This window comes from Paenibacillus sp. 2RAB27, from assembly GCF_052115445.1.
GTDB lineage: Bacteria > Bacillota > Bacilli > Paenibacillales > NBRC-103111 > Paenibacillus_E.
The window spans coordinates 1-22,364 of sequence record NZ_JBFRGR010000060.1 but is presented as its reverse complement, the minus strand read 5'-3'; the positions used below and the strand labels follow the sequence as shown (position 1 = coordinate 22,364).

Below are 22,364 nucleotides of genomic sequence, written 5' to 3'. Positions count from 1 at the left end.
CTTAGTTCCGCTAAGAGCCTCTTGGGCTACTTTGATGCGTTGCTCATCATAAAGGATATTGCTTTTCATACATTTCATTCCCCCTCACCGATATTGTACCTTATTGCATATTGATGACTCCAATCCAATTAGGGGGCTTCAGAGGATTCGGCATATAGACCAAAAATTGAAGGGATTAGCTGTAGGAAATCCAGTTATTCGTTTAAAAAGACATTCCCCCTTCAAATTAGCGGGAGAAAATCCAGTTATTTGCACCAACCTCCCTCGGCGTGCGGATAGAGGCGCTCAGATGGCCTTAGGGTGGGATCACTTTCACTTTCACTTTCACTTTCACTTTCACTTTCACTCTTACTCTCACTAAACTACGCTACACTCTACTCTACTCTACTCCAGTTCCCCCTCTCCCCTCACGGCACGTCAACTAGCTTCACTTCACTTCACTTCACTTCACTTCACTTCACTTCACTTCACTTCACTTCACCTCTACTCTAATCTACTCAACTCACTTCATCTAACAGCTTCCCCCCACTTCACTTCCCCACTCTCATCCTCATCCCTCACCCACACGCTTAACTCCTCCCCCTCCAACAAACTAACAAAAAGTAATTTACTTACTTGACGCAGAAGAATCAAAAGCGTATCATTAGTTACATAAAGTAATTAAATATATTTAAGTACATTAAACATATAAAAGGAGATGTTTTTCCATGATTTCACCGATTTTTGTGGGGCACGGTTCACCGATGATGGCGCTGCAGGATACTGCTTGTACGCAATTTTTACTCGAGTACGGTAAAAAGCTGTCACCCAAAGCCATCGTTATTTTCACCGCGCATTGGGAAACCGAAGTACTTACCATTTCCTCCACAAATGATGTATATGAAACCATCTATGATTTCCGCGGCTTTCCTGATGAGCTTTTCCAATTAAAATACCCAGCCAAAGGGGATGCCACACTGGCACAATCGATCGCGGAGCGCTTTCAAGCGAATGGTATTCCTGTTCTGCTCGATAGTACACGCGGCCTAGACCACGGCTCATGGGTACCATTGTTACGGATGTTCCCTACACCTGAAGTTCCCGTCGTTCAAATTTCGGTGAATCCGTATTTGCCACCTGCCGAGCAGTACCGAATCGGCGAAGCTCTGCGTGGCCTGGATCAGGAAGACATCCTGATCATTGGCAGCGGCGCCACCGTGCATAACCTGCGCGCGTTGAACTGGAATGCGACCGAGCCGGATGCTTGGGCGGTCGCTTTTGACGATTGGCTTGCCGCCAATATGCAAGCTAAGAATCTAGATGCGTTGTTCAACTACGCCACGGAAGCCCCTAATGCGAAGATGGCCGTGCCGCGCCCTGAGCATTTCATCCCGCTCTACATCGCGATGGGGAGCGGTGATCCTGAGCGGCCAGTCCAGATCATCCACCGCAGCTACGAGGTTGGATCGCTGAGCTATTTGGCCGTTTCATTCTAAGTAGCGCTGCATGCATGACTACCCGCATGAAATTGGTTAGGTTGCACATGCTAACATAACCAATTTCAACAAACAGAGGTGCTCAGGCATTGACATGGACGACTCGCATCATTCAAATCTTATTGGCAGCAGCGTTTGTCATGTTCGGGATTTTGAAGCTGTCCACCCATGAGCTGCAAATGGAAGTCTTCACATCGACCTACGGGTACAGTGTAGGTTTCATGTATATCGTCGGCGCCGTCGAACTCGTCGCAGGAGCCGGGCTCATCATCGGCCTTTGGCACCCGCGGATTAGCCTGCTCTCCGCTGGTGTTATCGCCATGATTATGGCGAGCGCAATGCTGACCCATATCCGCTCCCACGAGGGGATGCGGACATCGATACCGCTGCTGATCTTCCTCGCGATGGCGATATTCCTCGTTATCCGAAGCTCGCGCGGACAGGAGCGAGCGAGGGCCTAAGCGGCGCCACCAAGTAAAAAAGCGTGCGAGCCTATGGCCCGCACGCTTTTAAATTCCCTTTAACCATCCCATAATTGCATCTACCGCTTCCTTATATCTCTGTCCTACAAGCACGCCAGTATGCGTGGTATGCCAAAGCCCTCTATACTCAGCACGAAGATGCTCCGCGGTCACCCTACCCCGGCGATCTTGACGGTTTCAGCCACCTTCTCACTCAAGATTCCTCCCATGCTAAATCCGATAAGAATCGGAGGAGCACAACACTCAGCAATAGCCTCATGAATATCCTCCAAATAATCCTCGAAAGTTATACGAGTCATATCTAGTTGCCTACTTTTATAGTGACTTCTCAAGTTCATGACATAGCATTCCCAACCTTCGTCGATGAAGTGAAGTATATACTTGCTCCACATCCAACTTCCTGTAAAGGCGCATGTATGAAAAGCAAAGGAGGCTTTTGTGTTTATATCAAACTATTCACGCAAAAAAATTTATAAGTTACTATAAATCTTTTTTAAAATATGAAGCAGCTCTTCTTTTTCATGATCAGAAATGTTCAAGTAAAACGCGTCTATCATCTCTTGGGATATCGATTCAAAGATTGGTTGCAAGTCACTGCCCTTTTCACCGACTCCGCACAAAAAAAGAGACCCACAGCAACGGGCCGCAGGTCTAAGGTATATATATTAAAAGGGGGTCGAATTTCATTATAGGCTCCGAACCTTAAAGCGAGATGAAATTCAGATGTCATTTGCGTGACAATTGATTCCTCATTTGTTACATCCTGCACCTATCCTATTTCCACGGCTTACTTCGCTTTGATTGGAATATAAATATCCATCTCCACTAGTTCATGCAGGTTCGCATGACAGCGCTCATCGTAGTATTCGAACTCGGCACTCCCCGCATGCTCGTACCCTGAATGAGGAAACCATTCCGTGAAAATCGTCTGCCACGTACTTTGAATCGAAGCCACAAACTGCTCTTGCTTCACCTTCGGTGTCGTGAATACAGCGTAATTCGCCTCTGGAAACTCGCGACATACCATATTTTCAGGAACGTCCTCGAAGCTCGTTGCCTCCATCCCAATGATGTAAGTCAAATCCCCGCTCTCCAAGTTGAAATCCGCACAAACTCCAATCTCAACGGGCACCCCTGTGTGAACACGGTTCGGAATATGTTGCCCTAACCCTTCTTGCATGTACGTCTGCCAGAACAACGGGATATCTCGGTGATTCTGCCCCTCCTTGCAGGAAGTCTTCAATTCATATCCAATTAGTTTAAAACTAGGTTTCGTTTTCAATGCGTAATCCATACGTATTCCTCCTAAATAGGGATTAAATTTCCGATCCAGCACATTCACTTTGGGATAGTTAGGCGGTCGTATGCCTTGCTTGCGATAGGCAAGCGGCGTACGTTCAAACACCTTTTTGAATGCCCTAGAGAAATTCTCCGGGGACCCAAAGCCATTGTCGAGGGCGATATCGATCAACTTCTGTTCGGTGTGTGCGATTTGAAAAGCGGCTCTCGCTAATCTCCTTTTGCGCACATACTCCATCACCGCGTCGCCTACCATCGTTTGAAAAACCCGATGAAAATGAAAGGCAGAGAAACAGGCGACCTCGGCTAAGCATTCAACAGACAGCGGACCCGACAGATGCTCCTCAATATGATCCAGCGTCCTCTGAATCCGCGTCTCATAATTGGTGTCCATCGTCTGCCCCCTTCAACTTCCTAACCTCAGTTTACGTCATTCGGAACTACGCTTCTTGATATTTCTTGCTCCTTATTTCCAACTTCCTTTGGAAGCAACGGAATACGTCTTGTATTGATTCTTCCCCTTAATTTCAAGAAGATTCAACTGCAGGCCGTAGGCACAACCGCCATCGATCCCGATTTTGTCCGTATCAAACCACACTTCCGCTTTCCCATGAATATCCTTCGTCGTCGTATGTCCAAATACAACAATCTTCTTCACAACTGTTTTCTGTTGCACAAACGGTGCACGAATCCAAATAAAGTCCCGCTCCGGCTGTGTTTTCCAATCTACATAAGCGGGATTCAGCCCGGCATGGACAAAAATATGCGTGTCATTCTCGTAATAAAGCGGCAGCTCACGTAAAAAGGCCAGATGCTCACTGCAATTCGCCCGAATGCGTTCTTTTGCTGTTTTCAAGTCAAAGTCCCTGACTCCGCCAAAACTTTGGAACGTCTGGATGCCCCCATGCTCAAAAAACTTCATTTCCGTCAAGTCATCGGTACCGCCCATCACTTCCAAAAAGCGCTGATCATGATTCCCTTTGAGCGCAATTGCACCCTTCTCACGCACCAGGAACATCACATGCTCCACAGTCTCCCGACTTGCTGGCCCGCGGTCTACATAGTCTCCTAGCAAAATAAGCTGGTCCTCGTCCGCATTAAACTTTGCTTTATCTAGTAATTCCTTAAATTCATCCGCACAGCCGTGGATATCGCTGACAGCTAGCAATCGTTTCATAGACGGTTCCCCCTGATGTTCTCTCTTGTCAAACTCCCATGTATATGAAGCTTATTTTAGCATATTTCGTCACTTGCGAGCTTCCTTAATTATGGAAATCCTTGTGGAAGCAGGAAAAAGGACGCCCTGAGCGGACGTCCTGCAACTAGAAATTAATTGATAAATTGAACAAATTGTAAGAATCTCTTCAGCATGACCGCGGCTTCCGCTCTAGTCGCTGAAGCTGCCGGGACAAATTCCGTTTCGGTTACGCCGTTTACAATACCAGCGCTTACCGCCTCAGCTACGGCATTTTGGGACCACGTACTCAAGCTCTTACTATCCGTAAATTTGACTAATTGCTTAAGGTCAACAGCAACTGATTTCCCGGCAAATGTCATCGCTCGCGTGATCATGACCGCCATCTGCTCTCTCGTGATTCTTTCATTCGGTCTGAATGTGTTATCTTCAAAGCCCTCAATTAATCCAGCTTTTGCCGATGCGCCTGCCGTCCCCGCAAACCAACTGTTAGCAGGTACATCCGTGAAACGTGTTGATCCCTCTTCTTTTAAGCCAAGTGATCTAACCAGTAGGGCCGCAAATTCGGCACGCGTAACGTGATTGTTAGGTCCAAAAGTCGTTTCCGAAGTACCCTTGATCACTAATTTGGAAGCCAACAATTCGATCTCATTCTTCGCCCAATGTCCTTTTACGTCATCGAAAGTCTTCGAAGATTGAACAACGGTGTAGATACTGTTACCCTGACGTTTGATTGTAACCTCTGCCTTGCCATTTACGGTTGTTACTACCGCTGGAACGAAAGACATCTCTCCGGTTTCCGGGTTGAACAATACCGCAGTTAGTTGATTGGCATCTACTGTTTTAACCAACGTAATCGTTCTTGGCACGTACGTATTCCCGAAATTGTCTACCGTTACAGTCTTCCCATTGGCTTCCGCGGTAATCGTGAAATCAACTGCGCCAGAAAGCAGCGTTAATCCAGCTTGTTTCGCCTTAGCGTTAATTAGTTCAGCCGTAGGGCCCGTTACTTTTTCAATCGTGATATTAATTTTCACGTTGCTTTCATCAGTACCAAGCGCTGTCGCTATATTCGCAAGTTCCAACGATTTGGCAGGGAGATCGTAAGTAACCTCATTACTTTTAATGGACAACACTGCATCTGGCGCGTTTTTCAGACCTGCCGATAAGGCGTTAGCATCCATCTGAACTTTAGCAGTCCCTTCCGTGCTATTGACATCAATCGTAATCTTTTGCTTGTTGGATTCATTCAATTTGAGTGCATCAAATGCTTTCCCCAATGTGCCGCCATCTACCGTAACGACCGCAACAATTTTCCCATTAATCGTTTGATTCACTGGGGCGATTGATACTTGTACGCCGCCATCAATGATTGTTGGAGCAGCTGGTGCTGAACCCCCAGAACCTCCAGGTGAATTATCAGTCGATGCTTGAGGTGCAATAAATTGAAGGAAGCTTCCTCTAATTATGTTTCCTTCTGCATTTCTTTGATATGGCAGGGATGCTGTCAAACTTACAAAATTAGCATTTGAAAGGGATACACCTGATCGATTAGCTGAGACTGTACCATTAAACATATAGTTATTGTCTGATTTTAGTTCTGCTGGAAAACTGTCTTTAGAAGCATAATCCTTTTGATAGGATACAAATCCACTTAGGCTAAAGTAGGATGGTTTATCTGCATACGGTTGGAAGTATAAGTTTCCTCTCGCATTGTTAAAGCCAATATTGTTTTCAGCTATAACGCCTGGATTGCTATTATTCGTAAATCCATATGCACCGTTGCCAAATGCCATGCTGTTACGGATGATATGGTTGACACGAATGCCTTCACCACCCAGTTTAAAGCCGTTTTTATCACCATCGCCTACACGATTGTTCGTCAAAGTACCATTGTTATAAGCGATACTGTCTTCAATGATCACGGCGCCAATAGCACCTGTACCTGCTTTCGTGTATAAATCCCAACCGTCATCAATATTGTTATGGGCAATGTCACCTCTGAAAATATTGCCTGTGCCCGATGTTAATTTGGCAGCAAAGCCATCCGCATTGTTATTCGAGGGATCCACATTATCAAACGATTCACAATTTAGAATGAGATTGTTGGAAGGCCACAGCGATTTATTGGACTCCGTCACATCTGTGCGGCTTATTTGGAGGCCTGTATCTCCATTGTCATAAAATCTGCTGCTTTCCACGATATTGTTGCTGCCGCCAACTGTAAAGCCTTTGGTATTTGCTGCTGACCGAGTAAAATCAATACCCTTTACTTGCCAGTAATTACCACTCAGCACAACGCCTTCTGATCTTTTGTCAAAATCGATAATAGGCTTGGCACCTGGGGCCGCGACCAAATATTTCATCGCATCCACCCTACCGTCATTGCCTTTCTTGATATCCAGTTTAGCGGTGCGTACATATCGTCCATCCTGCAGGATGATTTTTTGACCGGCCAGAACATAATCAATCGCAGTGTCCAAATCAAGCGGGCTATCGATGGTACCTGTTCCGCTACTAGTCGCTGTTATCGATACATAGATGTCACCGTTATCTACATAAGTTTTCATATCGACCGTATGATTTTTGACGATTTTATTATAGCTAGTCAGATACTGCGTATCGTCTGGCACGAAAGTTGCTGTAAAGTTGGTATACGTATTTGCAGTAACCGTGCTATTTATAGAAACCAGCTTACCCGCTTCCATAACTGCATTTTGTTCGATGACGTTGGGTCCTTGTTTAATCGTAACTTTCCCGTTCACATTGGATAACAAGCCTAAGGTATATGCAGTTACAGAAGTTCGTGTTAGACCTACAAAGTTAACATCGGGCACGACAGGCTGTGGAGATGGTGCTTGCATAGGTGTATCCGTATCCGCAGAGGTAACTTTCAGCTCCATATTGCTTACTACAATCGTTGCAAGTCTAGCCGTATAGAAACCTACATACATCTTAACGCCATCTTGAATTGTCATAATATCCGGTGCATAGATTTCAGCACTTGTCCCGTTATTTAATCTGCCAGTGAATCCGTTGTTCGATTTGATTAACGTGAGCTTATAATTGGTTGCCGTATTGCTTGCCGCAGGTCTAACCGAGCTGAGCATACTGCTTTGAATACCTTTACTGCCTGCCCCATCCGGCGTAGTAACACCTGTTCTAACGAACAATTGTGTACCATTTGGCAAAGTCGTTCCTCCGCTGTAACCACCAATTGCCGCAATGTTGGACGCAAATACCGTAGAATCACCCTGCGTACCGATAGCATCTCTAGCCATAATTCCGAACGATTCTTGACCATCCTGTGGCTCTTTGGCATACGCTTCAACCTTGATATCTGCCGACAATTCAAAGTTATCCTTCCTTGCATCCAACTCCGTGTAGTAGAAAGTTATGCCGTCATGGTCGCCGGTCACTTTACCGCCGCCTTCCAGCGCTTCAAGCTTTACCGAACCATTTGCGTTTACCGTTACTTTATTATTCGTACTCGATGTGGATTGTCCAAAACGAATCGATTTCCACTCATACGTTTTATTCTCAACTACTGTTACTTTAAGGATGGTCTGAGGGATTGCAGCATTATTCGGAACGATAACGATGTCGTACACGCCTGGTGTCGTTTTATCGAAAGCGTTGGTATTAACCGTATACTGAGCATCTGGCAGTTCCTCTAGCTTACTGCTGTAAACCGCCGATACAACCATACCTGCTTTATCAAAATCTTCACCAATCGCATACGTCGTTCTAGGATATATCGTTACTTGGCTGCCAATGATTTCTTGTGGCCAAACAGTAATCGTAAATGGAGCTGTCGGTGTCCCTTTACTAGTAGAGACCTGTAATGTCTTCGTGCCTGCTGTACTCATGTCTGCAGGAGTAATGGCAAATTCGCTTCTCAAAAGCTTTACTTCCGTATTATCACTATACTTTGCGTACACAGCTACGCCGTCTTGAACGAATTTGTCCCCGACAAAGTATTCCGTCTTTAAAGGCAACTCTCTAACTTCTAGACCTGTCAATTGCGCATTGTTAACCGACACATTAAGCGTGGTATAGGTAGACGAAGTGACGGTGGAACTCACTGTTACCGTTTTAGTGCCAGGTGTTGCAGTTGGTTTGAATGTATATGTTGCATTCGTTACACTTACATCAGCTTCTGGAGAAATAGATAATGTATACTGACTACTTGCCATCTCTACCCAATTACTACCATAATTGTATTGTCCTAACACGGTCAGACCCTGAGGTTCAAAGGCTTCACCAGGGTAATAGTCCGTCTTGGCAGGCTGATATTTAATGTCTATCCCGGTTACGATTAAAGGCTGAAAGGTTAACGGAATAGATGCCGTTTTCCCGTTAAAATTTACAGTAATGAAACTCGGTTCCGCTTTCGTATTATTAAATCCAGAGACAATATAGTCGCTCGTCGACAGCTCTTTCTCAACATTCCCCTCATAGACAGCCGTAACTTTTAATCCTGTTAAATCAAGGCTGTCACTAACGTAATAATCTTTTTTCATGGCGTCAGCATCCACTTTTAGGCTAAGAGGGGCTCTTGTGTCCTTGGTGAAGGTTACATCACGGTAGGTAACCGTTGTGTTCCTGGACGAATAGAGACCTGCGTAAGCAATATCTCCTGTAAAATCATTAATGACCTTCGTTTCGTTGCCAATTCTCAACGCATAAGCATTTCCTGATTTTTTGATACTTATCTCATATTCAATCCCTTGGTTGGGTGGAGTAGCGGTATATGTAGCGATTTTTTTCGTAGGATTAGATGTATTATTGAATGTTCCTTGTTTGTAGAAAGCTTCCATTTTTTGATCTAGTGCGCCCAATGCGATGTAATCACCTGTATATCCCGATTGCGTTTTATTGTCGGTCATAACATTACTGCGCATCATGATACCGAATGAAATTTGGCTATTGGCCGCCCCCCAAGCATCTACAGTCGCTTTAGCCGACAATTCAAAGTTCTCATTGGGATTAATGTCTCTAAAATAATAAGCAATCCCTTCCGATGGGTTGGAGCTACTCGAACCAGTGGCAATTTTCCCCTTGTTGCTATTGACACCTATTGTAACGCTTTTATCCGCCTTTTCACTGATGCTAAAATTGGTCGATGTCGGATCTCCCCCAAGATCACCGAACACTCTTCCCTTCCAGTCACTTTCGCTTGGAATAGAAACCATAGGTAGTGGATCCGCTGCAAGCGCAGTAATCGGAAGCATCGAACACATTAGAATTACTGTCATTAGGAAAGCCAATAAACGTTTTTGTTTTTTCAAGTCACATATCTCCTTTGAATTGGATTGCGAGAAGTGCTGATTCTGTGTCGTTGGGTCTAAGGTGTATGTATCTTGTAGTAGAACTTACGAGGAATTTTCTTGTATGCGCTTTCATTCCAAAGTGAAATAATATCGTTCACCACAGTATCTCGGATAGAAGGACGCCATCCAGCGCCCTTTCACTCCAAATCTCACGTTCGAGAACGAACCGTCTCTTTCTCTTCTTCCAGATAGCCAGTCTCCGTCGATTGCCTTCCAGAGAAGAACACATCCTCCGAACGAGTCACACGCGCAACCGGCGTCGCGGCATGTTTCCCCTTCATCGTAAGCGAATGAACATCGACGCCACGCGCATCTTCCAAACGAAGAGCAGGACCCTGACGCGTTTCGATACGCACATGATGAAGCTCCAAATCCGCCACATGCTTGCACAGCATGCCGTCGCCAGCCATGATTAACTTCTCGCGCACCATGTCCGGCTCATCTCCCTGCTCTGCAGGGTCCGTCGTCATCTCGATGTGTACATGCGATAACTGCACGTCACGAATCGGCATTTCTGGCAGTCCATAGAGGAAGCCAGCAGCAGCACGAGTCCGCTTCGCGGTTACTTGATGTATCCGAATATGTTCAATCACAGGTGTGCATTCCGTTACGGGAACGGCATCTGGGCTGCTGATCATTGGGTCGCTTTCGTCAACGCCGTGCCGATAGAACGAGTTAATCGTTATCGGACAGAACACATCTTCCATATAAATATTGCTGACCAAAATATTCTTGATGTACCCACCGCGGGCACGGTTCGTTTTCATCCGTATGCCACGATCAGTCCCTGTGAAAATACAATTGGAAATAACCACATTCCGAATACCGCCAGCCATCTCGCTGCCGAGCACGACACCGCCATGTCCTCTCAACATCGTACAGTTGGTAATTACGATATTCTCGGAAGGCTTGCCCACCCGTCGGCCATCTTCATCGATGCCGGATTTGATGCACAAACAATCATCGCCAACATCGAAGAAGCAATCGGAAATACGTACATTTTGGCAAGAGTCGATATCCAGTCCATCGCCATTAGGCGTATCATTTGGGTTCTTAATCGAAACCCCGTGAAGCTGAACATCCGAGCAATAGACGAGATGTGTATTCCAGAAAGGGGAGTTCTGCAAGGTTATGCCTTCGAGCCTAACGCCTTCACAATCCATCAATTGCAGCAGCGGCGGCCTTAGAAATTGGGAGGCCCACTCCACAATATTGCTCTTCACCGTTTCCAGCAAAGCCCGATTCTTCACCTTGAGGTCTTGCGTTTGCGCCGTATCCACTGTACCGCCATTGCGAATCTCACGATACGCTTGCCACCAAGATCTGCCTTGCCCATCAATGATGCCATCACCTTTGATCGATACCTTCTTCAAGCCTCTCCCATAAATGAGCGGGGAGTACCCGTAGCATTCGTAGCCTGACCAGCGCGTCTGTACGAGGGGGTACTTGTCGAACTCGCTGGTAAACATCAGCTTCGAGCCCGTCTCAAGCTCCAACGTCATGTAACTGCGCAGCTCAATCCTGCCCGTGAGATACGTACCCGCTGGGACGAATACCGTTCCGCCGCCATGTAGCGTGCAGGCTTCAATTGCTGCCGCGATCGCTTGCGTGTTGTCGGTTTCGCCATCACCAACAGCGCCGAACGTCGTTATGTTATATATCGCCATAGGTCGCTCCTTCGGATCCTTACTTGTTCAATGCTTCAACTTCAACGCACGCGATGACAAAAGCTCCCACACCATGCAGATCATTCTCACTCGTTGGACGCGTTACTTAGTTCTCATAGTCACCCGCAGATGTTCCAATACAAATCAGCGGCAAAATAACTCTTCCTTGCTCATCAAATTTCAATGTGCGCAGTAAGCCTTCATACCCTTTTACCGCTGCTGCCGCACATTCATGGTCAACAACCCCAAGATTCACGGCTTTGGCGATCGTGTAGACGAACAGACTTGTACAGGAGCTTTCCAGCCAGTTATCCGGCTGATCGCCTTTGTTGATCACCTGATACCAGAGGCCGCTTTCTGCATCCTGGTAGCGGATCAACGCATGCACGAAGTCGTGCAGCGAGCTGACTAGCGCTGCGCGCCCAGGCTCGTCTGCCGGCAACCCGTCGAGGAACTGCGAGACGGCTAGGCCGTACCAGCCAAGTGAACGCCCCCAGAATTCCGGCGAGCAGCCGGTTTCGGGGTTCGCCTTTCAATTGTTTTCCAACACGTTGAACATCGGCCCTTTGGTCAGAGGTGGCGCTTTCTTACCAGCTAACTGATAACAAACCGAACGAATCAACAATGCCTGTGTGCCAGCGTTCATATCGCCTTCCACTTCGCCACCCCCGATATGGACTGCCTTCGGCATGCCGGGGTAGTATTCGCCCTCCTTCACTTGCGCCACGTTAGGCGCTGTTGGCGAGTGGGCTAGTTCACGAGAAAAACCGCCGTCTGCACGAAGCAGGCGCTTCATATTCGATAATGTAATCGCGATGATCTCTTGCAAATCTTCTGCCGGAATGGGTAGTTTCATATACGACAATAAGTGAATCGGATTACGTATATAGCACATATCCACCGCTTCCTCATGCCTGAGGGTATAGAGGATACTTTGGTAAATTCTTTCTTCTCTTGGCAGCGGCACGTTAAAATGGTCATAGAATATGTGCAGCTTGAACGTGCCTGAGATCCGCACATAATAGGACCCTTCCCCCCATAAACCGGTTAAAGGATCCTGTTTATTGGCGAAGAAATCGAATGCGGTTTGAGCAAACTCAACTCTGCGATTCTCTGGCTCCACTTGCTTCACATACACGTTTGAAGTGGAAAGTCGATCACAGCCTCGCCAGCTGTTCGTTAATTCAACCGACTTCAGCCAAGTGTGGTAGTCTTCTGGCGAAGACATGTACGATGGCGCTTGCTGCGCCTCGTAAGGCAGTGCATGAAGCAGCTGCCCGCCAAGCTTGCGCAACGCATTCAAACTATAAGAGATCGCGCGGGCAACCATCACTTCATCTTCACGCATCAATGGATTATCATCATAGAAGTAGCCGGACGATGCCTCTTGCTTGCTTTGAAAGAAGCGGATACACCTGCGCTTCATGTCTGCGGACAGAGCATCTAGCCAATCGCAGCGTTCCAGAATGTTCAACGCTTGCGCGGTTGATTCAATGTCTGGAGCGCCGCCCAGCATTCTGGAGCTTGCGGCGTAGTAGAACCCGCCACTTTCCGCATCCATTTGTCCGCTAAGCCACGCTCCAAAACCATCAAACAATTGATCCATTTCGACAAGTAATTTACTGATCTCTGTACTTTGATTTTGCTCTTGCTTCATATCTTGTCGATCTTGTCTCTGATTTTCCCTACCTGTCATGCGCATTTCCTCACCTACGTGTTGTGATGTCAAATCCATTCACCGACTATCCCTTAATGGATCCAATCATGGCACCCTTAGCAAAATGCTTCTGCAAGAACGGATACACTAATAGAATCGGAAGGGTCGCCACGACGATAACTGCCATTTTGATCGACTGGGCTGGTGGTGGTGCCACGCTGTCCAAGTCTGAGCTTACGTCCATACCGCTGGCAAGGACGACAATTTGGCGAAGCAAAACCTGAATCGGCCATTTGGCACTTTCATTGATATAGAGAATCGCACTCATATACGTGTTCCAGTACGTTACCGCGTAGAACAATGAAATCGTTGCAATCGCTGGCATCGACAATGGCAGTACGATACGGAACAAGATACCGAAGTCGCTGCAGCCATCAATTTTTGCCGACTCCTCCAGTCCTTCAGGGATGTTCTGGAAGAAGTTTTTCAAAATAATTAAGTTAAACGCACTGATCGCTGTTGGCAGAATTAACGCCGCATAGGTGTCGATCATGCCAAGCTCCTTCACAACTAGGAACGTCGGGATCAACCCGCCGTGGAACAACATCGTGAATACAACGAGGAACATGATCACTTTACGTCCATCCACATCTCTGCGTGCCAAGCCGTAAGCCATCAACGCTGTGATGAACATACTAATCACTGTGCCGATAGCCGTCGTCCCAATCGAGACCGCCATCGCTTTAAATATCGTATTCGTCGAAAATATAAATCGATAAGCCTCGATACTCCAATCCGTCGGAATGAGGACGAATTTCTTCGCCGCCATTTCCGCACTCGTCGTGAAGGAACCTGCCACCACGTGCACGAAGGGGATGATCGTAACCAATCCGATAATGGTTAATAACAAATAGTTGATGATACCGAACGTTCTGCCGGCAATTGTTTTATCTTCTACCACGACTTTCAACCTCCTAGCTGCTTACACTCTACACAAGCCTAGTAAACGCCTTCTTCGCCCATTTTCTTCGCAATCCGATTCACAATCATCACCAGAACAAGTCCAATAAAGGATTTGAACAAACCAATGGCTGCGCTATAGCTGAATTGCCCTTGTTTCAAACCTGCTGTATATACATAAGTATCAATGATCTCAGCAACTTCTCGGTTCATGGAGTTAAGAAGCAAATACACATGTTCAAAACCGAGCTCGAGAACCGCACCAATTTTCAAAATTAGTAAAACAATAATGACACTTCGGATCGCCGGCAGCGTAATGTGCCACACTTGTCTAAGACGTCCTGCGCCATCCATACGAGCAGCTTCATACAATCCGGGGTCAATGGAGGCAATCGCCGCCAAATAAATGATCGTTCCCCAACCTGCTTCACGCCAAATCACTTGCAGAATATAAATCGGTCGGAACCATTCTGGAGCAAGTAAGAAATTCACCTTTTCAAAGCCGAAATACGTAATCATCTCATTAATAACGCCGCCGTCCATAGTCAGCATAACGAAACTGATGGAGACGATAATGACCCAAGACATAAAGTGAGGCAGGTACACGATTGTTTGAAACACTTTCTTGAAGAGATCCCCTCTAACTTCATTCAGCATGAGCGCCAAGATGATGGGAATGGGGAAATAGAACAAGAGATTCATAACGAACAAGATTAACGTATTGCTCAAAATATTTAAGAAGTCCGGCTCTGTAAACAATCGCTGAAAATGCTCGAGACYGACCCATTCACTCCCCGTAATTCCTTTGAAAGGCTTGTAGTTCTGGAAGGAAATGATCAATCCATACATCGGGATGTATTTGAAAACGATAAAATACAAAATCCCCGGCAGCAACATGACATAAATCCATTTGTTTTTCCACAGACGCCTGCTCAGTTCACTGCTCGACTTCCTTGCAACAACACTTTGCGAAACATTCACTTCTTGCATAGGACTTCTTCCTTTCCTTAAAAGGAGAAGACTGCCGCGGTGCAAGCAGCCCTCTCGCCTTGACTAGTCAGACACTGTGTTGCTGAATTACTTTTTAAGTGCGTTGTATTCTTCGATGATTTTGCTGCCGCCACGACTTTTCCAATCATCAATCGCTTTATCAAATCCAGCTTTATCCAGTGTTCCGTAAATGTATTTGTTCGTTGCATCCGTGATAACAGCTTGCAATTGAACACCTTTTTCAAGGTTTGTTTTGGAATCTAGCGCTGCAACTGGATCTTGAACAGCGAACTTCAGGTTCGCGATTTTCAATTCATCTGCTTTACCTTGTGCTGGGATCGTTGGAATACCCAAGAATCGGCCAGACGTATCTTCATCACCAATCGCTGCATCTGTGAATGGTTTTACTTCGCGTGTCCATTTTTCTTCATCCAGCTTCTTCGCTTTGTTATCGGTTACGCTGTAGTTCACATCTTTAATGCCCCAGTTCGCCATGTTCGCTACTTCTGGTGTCATCATTTTGTCGAAGTAAGCTAATACTTTACGAAGATCTGCTTCTGTTTTGTTCGCGGATTTCGGGAACAGCACGACGTTTGCATAGCCAGGCAGTGCCCATGCTGCGAATTTGCCGTCAGGTCCAGCTACCATACTGTGCACATCGACTACGGCTGTCGGTACGTTTTTGACCAAGTCTTTGTTCAATGTGGAAACGTCCGTCATCGCTCCGATGTACATACCTGCTGTTCCGCTTGTGAACAGTTTTTGTTGATCTGTTTTACTTGTAGCAGCGAAATCTTTGTTGATGTAGCCGCCATCACGCATTTTTTTGAAATAATCCATCGTCGCTACATATTGTGGGAACATGAATTCCGGAGCTAGCTTGCCATCTTTAGTTCCCCAGTTATTCGGCGTGCCCTGCCAAGCAGCAACGGTTTTGAATGCGCCATAGATCAGATCGTTACGATCGGTTAGACCGATGGTGTCTTTTTTACCATTTCCGTCAGGATCGTTTTCCGTAAACGCTTTCGCCATAGCGAACAATTCATCTAGATTAGCAGGAGCTTTCAAACCCAACTTGTCTGCCCAGTCCTTACGGTAGATGAGACCTTGACGAGCAATGTCTACGCCGCGGTACAAGGTATACAATTTGCCATCCACTTTCGTATTGTCATTCGTTGTGGATTTCAATTTGCTAAGGTTAGGGAAGTCTTTCAATAGCGGCCCGATCTCCCAGAATTGACCATCACGGATCGCGGATTTCATTTGAATGAAGGTTGCTTGGTTTTTCAAATACGTTACTTGTGGCAGTGCTCCTGTTGCAAACGTCGTATTCAACTTCTCCTCATACGTGTCTGCTGGGAAGAATTGATACGTCAGCTTCGTGTTCGTCAGCTTCTCTAGTTCTTTTATAATGGTATCTGGTGGCGTTTGTGCCGTATTGAGTGGTGCCATGATGGTAATCGCTGTCGGTGTATTGTCTGTCGGCTTCGGTGCTGTTGTTGTCGTTGCTGCCGTTGTTGATGCAGGCGTTTCTTTATCTCCGCATGCTGCCAAAGCAAAGCTGGAAACGAGTAGTACGCTTAGTGGAATCGTAACTAGATTTCTCTTCATATCGGTTTGACCTCCGTGAAAATGTGGTGTGCTACAACTCACACATTACACGGTTCGTGGTGGGTGCCGAAACAATCATTTGCTCATATAACCCACGTCTGACGCGGGATGTGAGATGATGATTATCGGGAGGGGAGATGATTATTGAGGAGGCCTTTAAGGCTGCGGGATTGAGTCTTTAGGCCTAAACGGACAAAAGAAAAAGCCTACCGATTGGTAGACTCGTTATGATATATTTATTAAGTACAATCTCAACTTGTGTGCGGCTCCCTCCGGAAAGGAGGTTGATGCCATGGAAACTTTCCAAACGATAATCGTTATGCTCGCGTTCGGTACGTTTATACTGGCGCTTCTAACATATATCGAAAAACGAAAGTAACCCACTCAGGCTGACTACCTAACCAGTGGGTTACACCTTGCTTATACCTTGGAGGTTGCCCACCAGATTATTGTGCAGGAGACGTGTTGGTAGCACGTCTCTTTTCTATTTATAATCTTATCACGCCTGTTTTATACTAGCAACTTAACTTGTTGCTCTTGACCACTTATCTCAACCAGATTTAGGTGTTTAACTGGAAAACCTCCATCTAAATCCACCGAAACGCGCCCAATTTCTGATTTAGATGGATTTCCTCCATCTAATTTTAAGCTAAATTACTCTTATGGCCAATAGTAGCTCAAATTAACTACCTATTTTCCATCTAATCGCATTTTCCAATGAAATCCGCCAAAATTAGCTGTAGGAAATCCAGTTATTCGCACGATGTCCCAGAGTTTGCAGGTGCGAGACCCAACTACCCCTTTTTCGCAAATGCCTCATTATACTCCGTTATCATCTGATTCCCGCCGCCGCGCTTCCAACGCTCAATTTCTTGTTGAAAAGCCGCTTTATCCAGCTTGCCCAGGATATAATTGTACGTCGCATCGGAGATGATTTTGTACAACTCGACGCCACGTTCGTCGTAGGTCTTCGACTCCATGCCTAATGTCGGATCCTTGACGACATATTTCTCATTATCCAAGCTAAGCGTATCGGCCAGCTGGGACAAAGATTCACTTTCCACAACGGGAATGACGTTCGGGTTGTTCAGATCGGCGATCATCAGCGCATACAACGCGTTGACTTCATTGACACGAATCTTCGACGTCTCTTCGGAGAGCTGGATTTGCCCATTTTTAACCGTATAATGCCGTCCCTCTAGGCCGTACTTCATGAGATTGGCGACATCTTTATCCATCGTCCGATCAAAAAACTGCAGCATCTGCTTCAGTTCCGCCTCGGTTCTTATAGCCTTTTTCGAAAAGAGATATAACGCACTATAGTTCGGAATGGACCAAATATGAAACCCTTGCGGCCCTTCAATATGATTCACCAACGTCAGTCTTGCCTCCGGATTCACTAACTGCGCCTCATCGGAAAGACGCTGCACATCCTGCATACTGCCAATGTACACGCCAGCCGTGCCGCGAATCAGCTTATCTCGCTGTACTTCCTTACTCGTTACGGCAAAATCCGAATTAATCAGCTTCTCATCATAGAGCTTCTTCATGAAATTCATTGCATCGACGTAAGACTGCGTTTCAAACTCCGGTACAAGCTTACCTCCGGAAACACCCCAATTATTCGGTGTCCCAAAATAGGAACTGAGCGTCTTAAAGGAACCGAACACCAAATCATTGCGGTCCGTTAATCCGATCGTATCGTTCTTCCCGTCGCGATCAGGATCGCCATATGTGAACGCTTTTAAAACCTCATAAAGCTCATTTAAATTCGTTGGCTTTTTCAGCTTAAGATTATTCAGCCAATCCTCACGAATAATAATGCCTTGCCGAGAGGACGGGCGCTCGGTATATAAGCCATAGATTTTGCCATCGACAGCCGCTTGTCCCAAAATCTCTTTATTCAGCTTTTTTAAATTCGGATACGCATCCAAATACGGCCCAATATCCCAGAATGCGCCGGAACGGATCGAATTTTTCATCAGCATGTAATCCGTATATTTCACGTAGGTTGCCTTTTTCAACGAGTTCGTCGTAAGGGCCGTATTCATTTTATCCGTGTAGATGCCATCCGGAACCCAATTCAATTCCAGCTTCGTTTGCGTCTTATTCTCAATCGCTTGGACAAGCTCAGGTATGGGCGGATGCGGAAAATGAAGAGGTGCCATAATAGAAATAACAGGCCCTGCGCCTTTATCATTTTCTGCTTTTGGCGTGTTGTCGCTCTGACAGGCACTGATCAACATGATGACAATAAGAACGATACTCATTCGTCCTGTCCACTTAAACCGCTGGCCAACTATTCCACTTCTCATGCTAACTCCTCCTTGCAACAGCTGTGTTTTGGGCGGTAAATATGAGATAATGATTATCCCATGGGCAGATGATTATTGATCTGAACCGCACTCTTGACTACAATACATAGATAGTCTGACGAATGATTCTTTGAACAGATAAGGTGTTGGATGCGATGCGCTCTTTAAGTTTTCTTAGCAAAATGACGATATTCAGCTTCTTGCTTAGTACGCTGCCTGTGATCTTTATCGGCGCTTTCGCCTTCTTTACGTCCTCAAGTGAAATCCAAAAAAATGTAAACGAAGGGAAAATGCAGTTAATCACCCAAATTAACTCCAATGTAGAGCAGAAATTAACCACTGTCAACCATACACTAAATCAGGTCATCAATTCCACTGTTCTCAAAAAAGCCATGGATATGCCGCTGACTGTAACCGATTTCATGATGTACGACGATCTGCGAAGCGAGATTCGGTATATGCAATCTTTTGACACGAGGCTGGAAGATGTTCTCCTGATTAATGCGAAACAGAATTGGATGATCAAAAATTCAGGGCTCTACCGTTTCGACAACTATCCGTTTGCTGATAAATTGATATCCCTGATGAACACGCAAGACAATAGCACGTGGATCCTGAATCCATCCGAGTGGTTTTACACCGAAGAAAATGCGCGAAGCGTGACCTGTGAATATAGTATTTCGCTAGTTAAAAAGCTGCCGACCACAGGACTCGATAAATTCGGCCTCGCTTTAGCTAATATCCCTGCCTGCTCCCTGAAGGATATGATTCAAAGTGATAGCGAGCATCCCGATGACATTGTCATCATGGACGAACACCAGCGAATTGTGATGGATCGGGATCCAGGTCTCATCGGAAAATCAATCGCAGCTGCCGGTCTGACCGACCTGACACACCTTGATGAAGATGAGAGCGGACAGTTCCGCGCCAACATTCACGATAAGCCTTATTCCGTTACGTATTTGCGTTCGAACCTGAACAATTGGACCTACTTATCCTTGACTTCGATTGACAGCTTGACCAAGGAATCCAGCAAAATCGGAACCTATACGATTTATATTTGCGTCCTGATGCTGCTTCTTGCTTTGCTGCTCGCATGGCTCGTTTCGCGTAAAATGTACTCTCCGATCCAGCTCCTTTTGAATCAAATCGGAGGCTTGGTGAGTGGGAATCAGAAGCGCAAAGCGAATGAATTTCAGATGATCAGCGAGCATGTGCATACGTTGTTTCAATCGAAATCGCAGCTCGAAAAAGAAGTCCATCAGCATATCGGCCAGGTACGGACCTTCTTCCTGATCAAAGCTTTTCAGGGGCATATTAAACCGACTGAGCTGCTAGAGAAACTTGCCCAATTCGGTTACACCGACCATATTGCTGCTTGGAAAACGATGTCCGTCATCACCATCCAAATCGACGCCATCGATCACACTCGCTATGAGAAAAAGGACATGGAGCTGCTGCTCTTCGCCGTGCACAACATGATGGAAGAGCTTATCCCTTCGGAGCAGCGCTTAGCGCCGATCCTAATTGACCAGACCATTGTGACCATGATTGGCAGCTCGGACAGCGTCGACAGCGACTTCCGTACGAAGGTGTACAGCCTAACCGAGCAGGTTCAACAGCATATTTATAATTTCCTGAAGCTGCACATTTCGATCGGGATTTCCTTGCCGATTCATGCGTTTACCCAGATGTCGCTAGCCTATAAAGAAGGGCTCGAGGCTTTGAAGCATCGCATCAAGCTCGGCGAGGGCATTATTATCCAGTATGAGAACATCAACTCAGGGAAGCATTACTTGAATTTGAACTATCCCAAGCCTATTGAGAATGAACTGATCGACAGCATTAAGCTAGCCGAAAAGGATAAATCCCGCGAGCTGTTGAAGCAGCTGCTGCATGCTGTTTTCGCGGCGCAGCTCACCCCGCAGGAGTATCAAATTCCGCTAGCGCGGCTGCTCAACAACCTGCTGATGATGATGCAGGAATCCGGCATCGCCTTGAATCAAATTCATCCGAACAAAGGCTCTTTGTTCGAGGAAGTGCTCGGCCTGCACACGACCGCCGAGATCGAGGACTGGTTCTGGACCGAGGTCATCCATCCGCTGATCCGTATTTACCGCGACAGACAGGATGCGCAGTACCACAACATTTCCGAGAAAATTATCGATCTCGTGCAGCACTATTACGACACGGATTTGACACTCGAGGAGTGCGCTTCTCGCTTGCATTACAATGCCAATTATTTGAGCAGCATTTTCCGCAAAGAGACGAACTGCTCCTTCAGCGATTATTTATCGAACTATCGTTTCAATATGGCGAAAAAATGGCTCTCCGAGACCGATATGCCGATCAAGGATATCTCCTCGAAGCTGCGCTACAACAACTCGCAGAATTTCATCCGCTCCTTCCGCAAGCAGGAAGGGCTCACGCCCGGTCAGTATCGGGATAAGCAGAGGGAGGGCTTGCCGCCTAGTACTTAGGGGGAAGAGCTGAGACACCCTCCACCGCTGGAAAAGCAAACAGCCTGCGAAAATGCAAACAGCCTGCGAAGACACCACATGATTGTTGGTGGTTTCGCAGGCTATTGTTCGCCTTGCGGGATGTAGGACAGCCTCGAGGAGGCTTGTCCACATGATCTCCGTTTCTACGCGGTTAAGCGGAAACGACTTGGCTCGAATCGACCGCTGCTTTAAGCGCGGCACGGTTGTCCCACAGGAAGGAGAGCACCTGATTACGCTCATCGAAGAACAACTCTTCTGCATCCTCATAATCTTTCCCGACGCCATGCACACTGAATCGTTCGTCTTCATAACTCATTAAGGTCCATTGACCTCCACGTTTTTTATCAGCAAAAACAAGGTAAAGCTTCTTCCCTGCTGCGTCCCACTCTGCGAAGTTTGAAAAGTTGTCCAAAATCAAGCTGATGTCCTGTTTATTCTTAATTTGCATGATCTTATCTCCTTTTCGCTTTTTTTAAAATCGTACCCGAGTTTCCGTGAGAAGTTTGTCACACTTTGGGGACGAATTGTAGGAATTTTTGTCGACGGGGATGAATGGGTCTGTGGGAATCGCTGCGTAAGGTGGCTTGGGACTAGCAGTGGCGCTATTTAGCTGGAAAAACTACAGCTAATTTCAGCGGATTCACTGAGAATCTGCGATTAGATGGATTTCCTACAGCTAATTTTCGGCTTTTCGGCGTAGAGGCGGAAAAGAGAGGAAAATAACTGTAGGAATGGACCTCTGTCAAGAAAGTAGACACCTGCTAAGAGAATTAACCAACACTTTTATAGTAGTTTTCTTCGAATCGAACGGGTGAAAGGTAACCCAAAGAACCATGGATCCTTTTACGATTATAAAAAAGTTCAATGTATTCGAACATA

General features: G+C 46.2%; 16 protein-coding genes and 1 pseudogene. 4 read left to right on the top strand and 13 right to left on the bottom strand.

What is annotated here, in order from left to right:
• The first annotated feature begins 707 nt into the window (after positions 1-707).
• A complete protein-coding gene (locus AB4114_RS34440; RefSeq protein WP_441992455.1) occupies positions 708-1,475 on the top strand; it encodes a DODA-type extradiol aromatic ring-opening family dioxygenase in 768 nt (255 codons plus the stop codon).
• An 89-nt stretch (positions 1,476-1,564) separates the two neighbouring features.
• Complete coding sequence (locus AB4114_RS34435; protein WP_441992454.1) at positions 1,565-1,936, top strand: DoxX family protein; 372 nt, start codon at positions 1,565-1,567, stop codon at positions 1,934-1,936.
• Between the two features lie 170 nt (positions 1,937-2,106).
• Here the strand turns inward: AB4114_RS34435 and AB4114_RS34430 are convergent, their stop codons facing one another.
• From AB4114_RS34430 to AB4114_RS34385, 10 genes and pseudogenes are all read right to left on the bottom strand, one after another.
• Complete coding sequence (locus AB4114_RS34430) at positions 2,107-2,349, bottom strand: alpha/beta fold hydrolase (protein WP_441992453.1); 243 nt, start codon at positions 2,347-2,349, stop codon at positions 2,107-2,109.
• Positions 2,350-2,744: 395 nt separating this feature from the next.
• Entirely contained in the window at positions 2,745-3,650 is a 906-nt protein-coding gene (locus AB4114_RS34425; protein WP_441992452.1) for an effector binding domain-containing protein, read from the bottom strand.
• Between the two features lie 72 nt (positions 3,651-3,722).
• Complete coding sequence (locus AB4114_RS34420) at positions 3,723-4,433, bottom strand: metallophosphoesterase family protein (protein ID WP_441992451.1); 711 nt, start codon at positions 4,431-4,433, stop codon at positions 3,723-3,725.
• A 152-nt stretch (positions 4,434-4,585) separates the two neighbouring features.
• Positions 4,586-9,742, bottom strand: a complete 5,157-nt coding sequence (locus AB4114_RS34415; RefSeq protein ID WP_441992450.1) for an S-layer homology domain-containing protein — start codon at positions 9,740-9,742, stop codon at positions 4,586-4,588.
• A 191-nt stretch (positions 9,743-9,933) separates the two neighbouring features.
• Complete coding sequence (locus tag AB4114_RS34410; RefSeq protein WP_441992449.1) at positions 9,934-11,451, bottom strand: glycoside hydrolase family 28 protein; 1,518 nt, start codon at positions 11,449-11,451, stop codon at positions 9,934-9,936.
• Positions 11,452-11,557: 106 nt separating this feature from the next.
• Positions 11,558-11,968 (bottom strand): annotated as a pseudogene (locus AB4114_RS34405) (glycoside hydrolase family 88 protein); the annotation flags it as partial.
• Between the two features lie 15 nt (positions 11,969-11,983).
• Positions 11,984-13,108, bottom strand: a complete 1,125-nt coding sequence (locus tag AB4114_RS34400) for a hypothetical protein (protein ID WP_441992456.1) — start codon at positions 13,106-13,108, stop codon at positions 11,984-11,986.
• 85 nt (positions 13,109-13,193) lie between these two features.
• Entirely contained in the window at positions 13,194-14,069 is an 876-nt protein-coding gene (locus AB4114_RS34395) for a carbohydrate ABC transporter permease (RefSeq protein WP_441992448.1), read from the bottom strand.
• Between the two features lie 38 nt (positions 14,070-14,107).
• Entirely contained in the window at positions 14,108-15,058 is a 951-nt protein-coding gene (locus AB4114_RS34390) for an ABC transporter permease (protein ID WP_441992447.1), read from the bottom strand.
• A gap of 87 nt (positions 15,059-15,145) precedes the next feature.
• On the bottom strand, positions 15,146-16,669 hold the full coding sequence (locus AB4114_RS34385) for an extracellular solute-binding protein (protein WP_441992446.1): 1,524 nt from the start codon (positions 16,667-16,669) through the stop codon (positions 15,146-15,148).
• A gap of 292 nt (positions 16,670-16,961) precedes the next feature.
• Here AB4114_RS34385 and AB4114_RS34380 point away from each other — a divergent pair, with 292 nt between their 5' ends.
• Entirely contained in the window at positions 16,962-17,048 is an 87-nt protein-coding gene (locus AB4114_RS34380) for a putative holin-like toxin (protein ID WP_081787580.1), read from the top strand.
• Between the two features lie 415 nt (positions 17,049-17,463).
• On the opposite strand, the gene AB4114_RS34375 is transcribed toward AB4114_RS34380, so the two are convergent.
• Positions 17,464-18,984, bottom strand: a complete 1,521-nt coding sequence (locus tag AB4114_RS34375) for an extracellular solute-binding protein (RefSeq protein ID WP_441992445.1) — start codon at positions 18,982-18,984, stop codon at positions 17,464-17,466.
• A 155-nt stretch (positions 18,985-19,139) separates the two neighbouring features.
• Here AB4114_RS34375 and AB4114_RS34370 point away from each other — a divergent pair, with 155 nt between their 5' ends.
• Positions 19,140-21,464, top strand: a complete 2,325-nt coding sequence (locus AB4114_RS34370; RefSeq protein ID WP_441992444.1) for a helix-turn-helix domain-containing protein — start codon at positions 19,140-19,142, stop codon at positions 21,462-21,464.
• Between the two features lie 172 nt (positions 21,465-21,636).
• Here AB4114_RS34370 and AB4114_RS34365 read toward each other — a convergent pair whose 3' ends face one another.
• A complete protein-coding gene (locus tag AB4114_RS34365) occupies positions 21,637-21,933 on the bottom strand; it encodes a hypothetical protein (protein ID WP_171636989.1) in 297 nt (98 codons plus the stop codon).
• A 322-nt stretch (positions 21,934-22,255) separates the two neighbouring features.
• The coding region (locus tag AB4114_RS34360) for an IS3 family transposase (RefSeq protein WP_441989620.1) at positions 22,256-22,364 on the bottom strand (109 nt) is incomplete at its 5' end.

Excerpts from the sequence above, each read along its gene's own strand:
- AB4114_RS34440 (WP_441992455.1), top strand. The coding sequence starts at position 708 with ATGATTTCACCGATTTTTGTGGGGCACGGTTCACCGATGATGGCGCTG.
- AB4114_RS34430 (WP_441992453.1), bottom strand. The coding sequence starts at position 2,349 with ATGTGGAGCAAGTATATACTTCACTTCATCGACGAAGGTTGGGAATGC.
- AB4114_RS34425 (WP_441992452.1), bottom strand. The coding sequence starts at position 3,650 with ATGGACACCAATTATGAGACGCGGATTCAGAGGACGCTGGATCATATT.
- AB4114_RS34420 (WP_441992451.1), bottom strand. The coding sequence starts at position 4,433 with ATGAAACGATTGCTAGCTGTCAGCGATATCCACGGCTGTGCGGATGAA.
- AB4114_RS34410 (WP_441992449.1), bottom strand. The coding sequence starts at position 11,451 with ATGGCGATATATAACATAACGACGTTCGGCGCTGTTGGTGATGGCGAA.
- AB4114_RS34400 (WP_441992456.1), bottom strand. The coding sequence starts at position 13,108 with ATGAAGCAAGAGCAAAATCAAAGTACAGAGATCAGTAAATTACTTGTC.
- AB4114_RS34385 (WP_441992446.1), bottom strand. The coding sequence starts at position 16,669 with ATGAAGAGAAATCTAGTTACGATTCCACTAAGCGTACTACTCGTTTCC.
- AB4114_RS34380 (WP_081787580.1), top strand. The coding sequence starts at position 16,962 with ATGGAAACTTTCCAAACGATAATCGTTATGCTCGCGTTCGGTACGTTT.
- AB4114_RS34375 (WP_441992445.1), bottom strand. The coding sequence starts at position 18,984 with ATGAGAAGTGGAATAGTTGGCCAGCGGTTTAAGTGGACAGGACGAATG.
- AB4114_RS34370 (WP_441992444.1), top strand. The coding sequence starts at position 19,140 with ATGCGCTCTTTAAGTTTTCTTAGCAAAATGACGATATTCAGCTTCTTG.
- AB4114_RS34365 (WP_171636989.1), bottom strand. The coding sequence starts at position 21,933 with ATGCAAATTAAGAATAAACAGGACATCAGCTTGATTTTGGACAACTTT.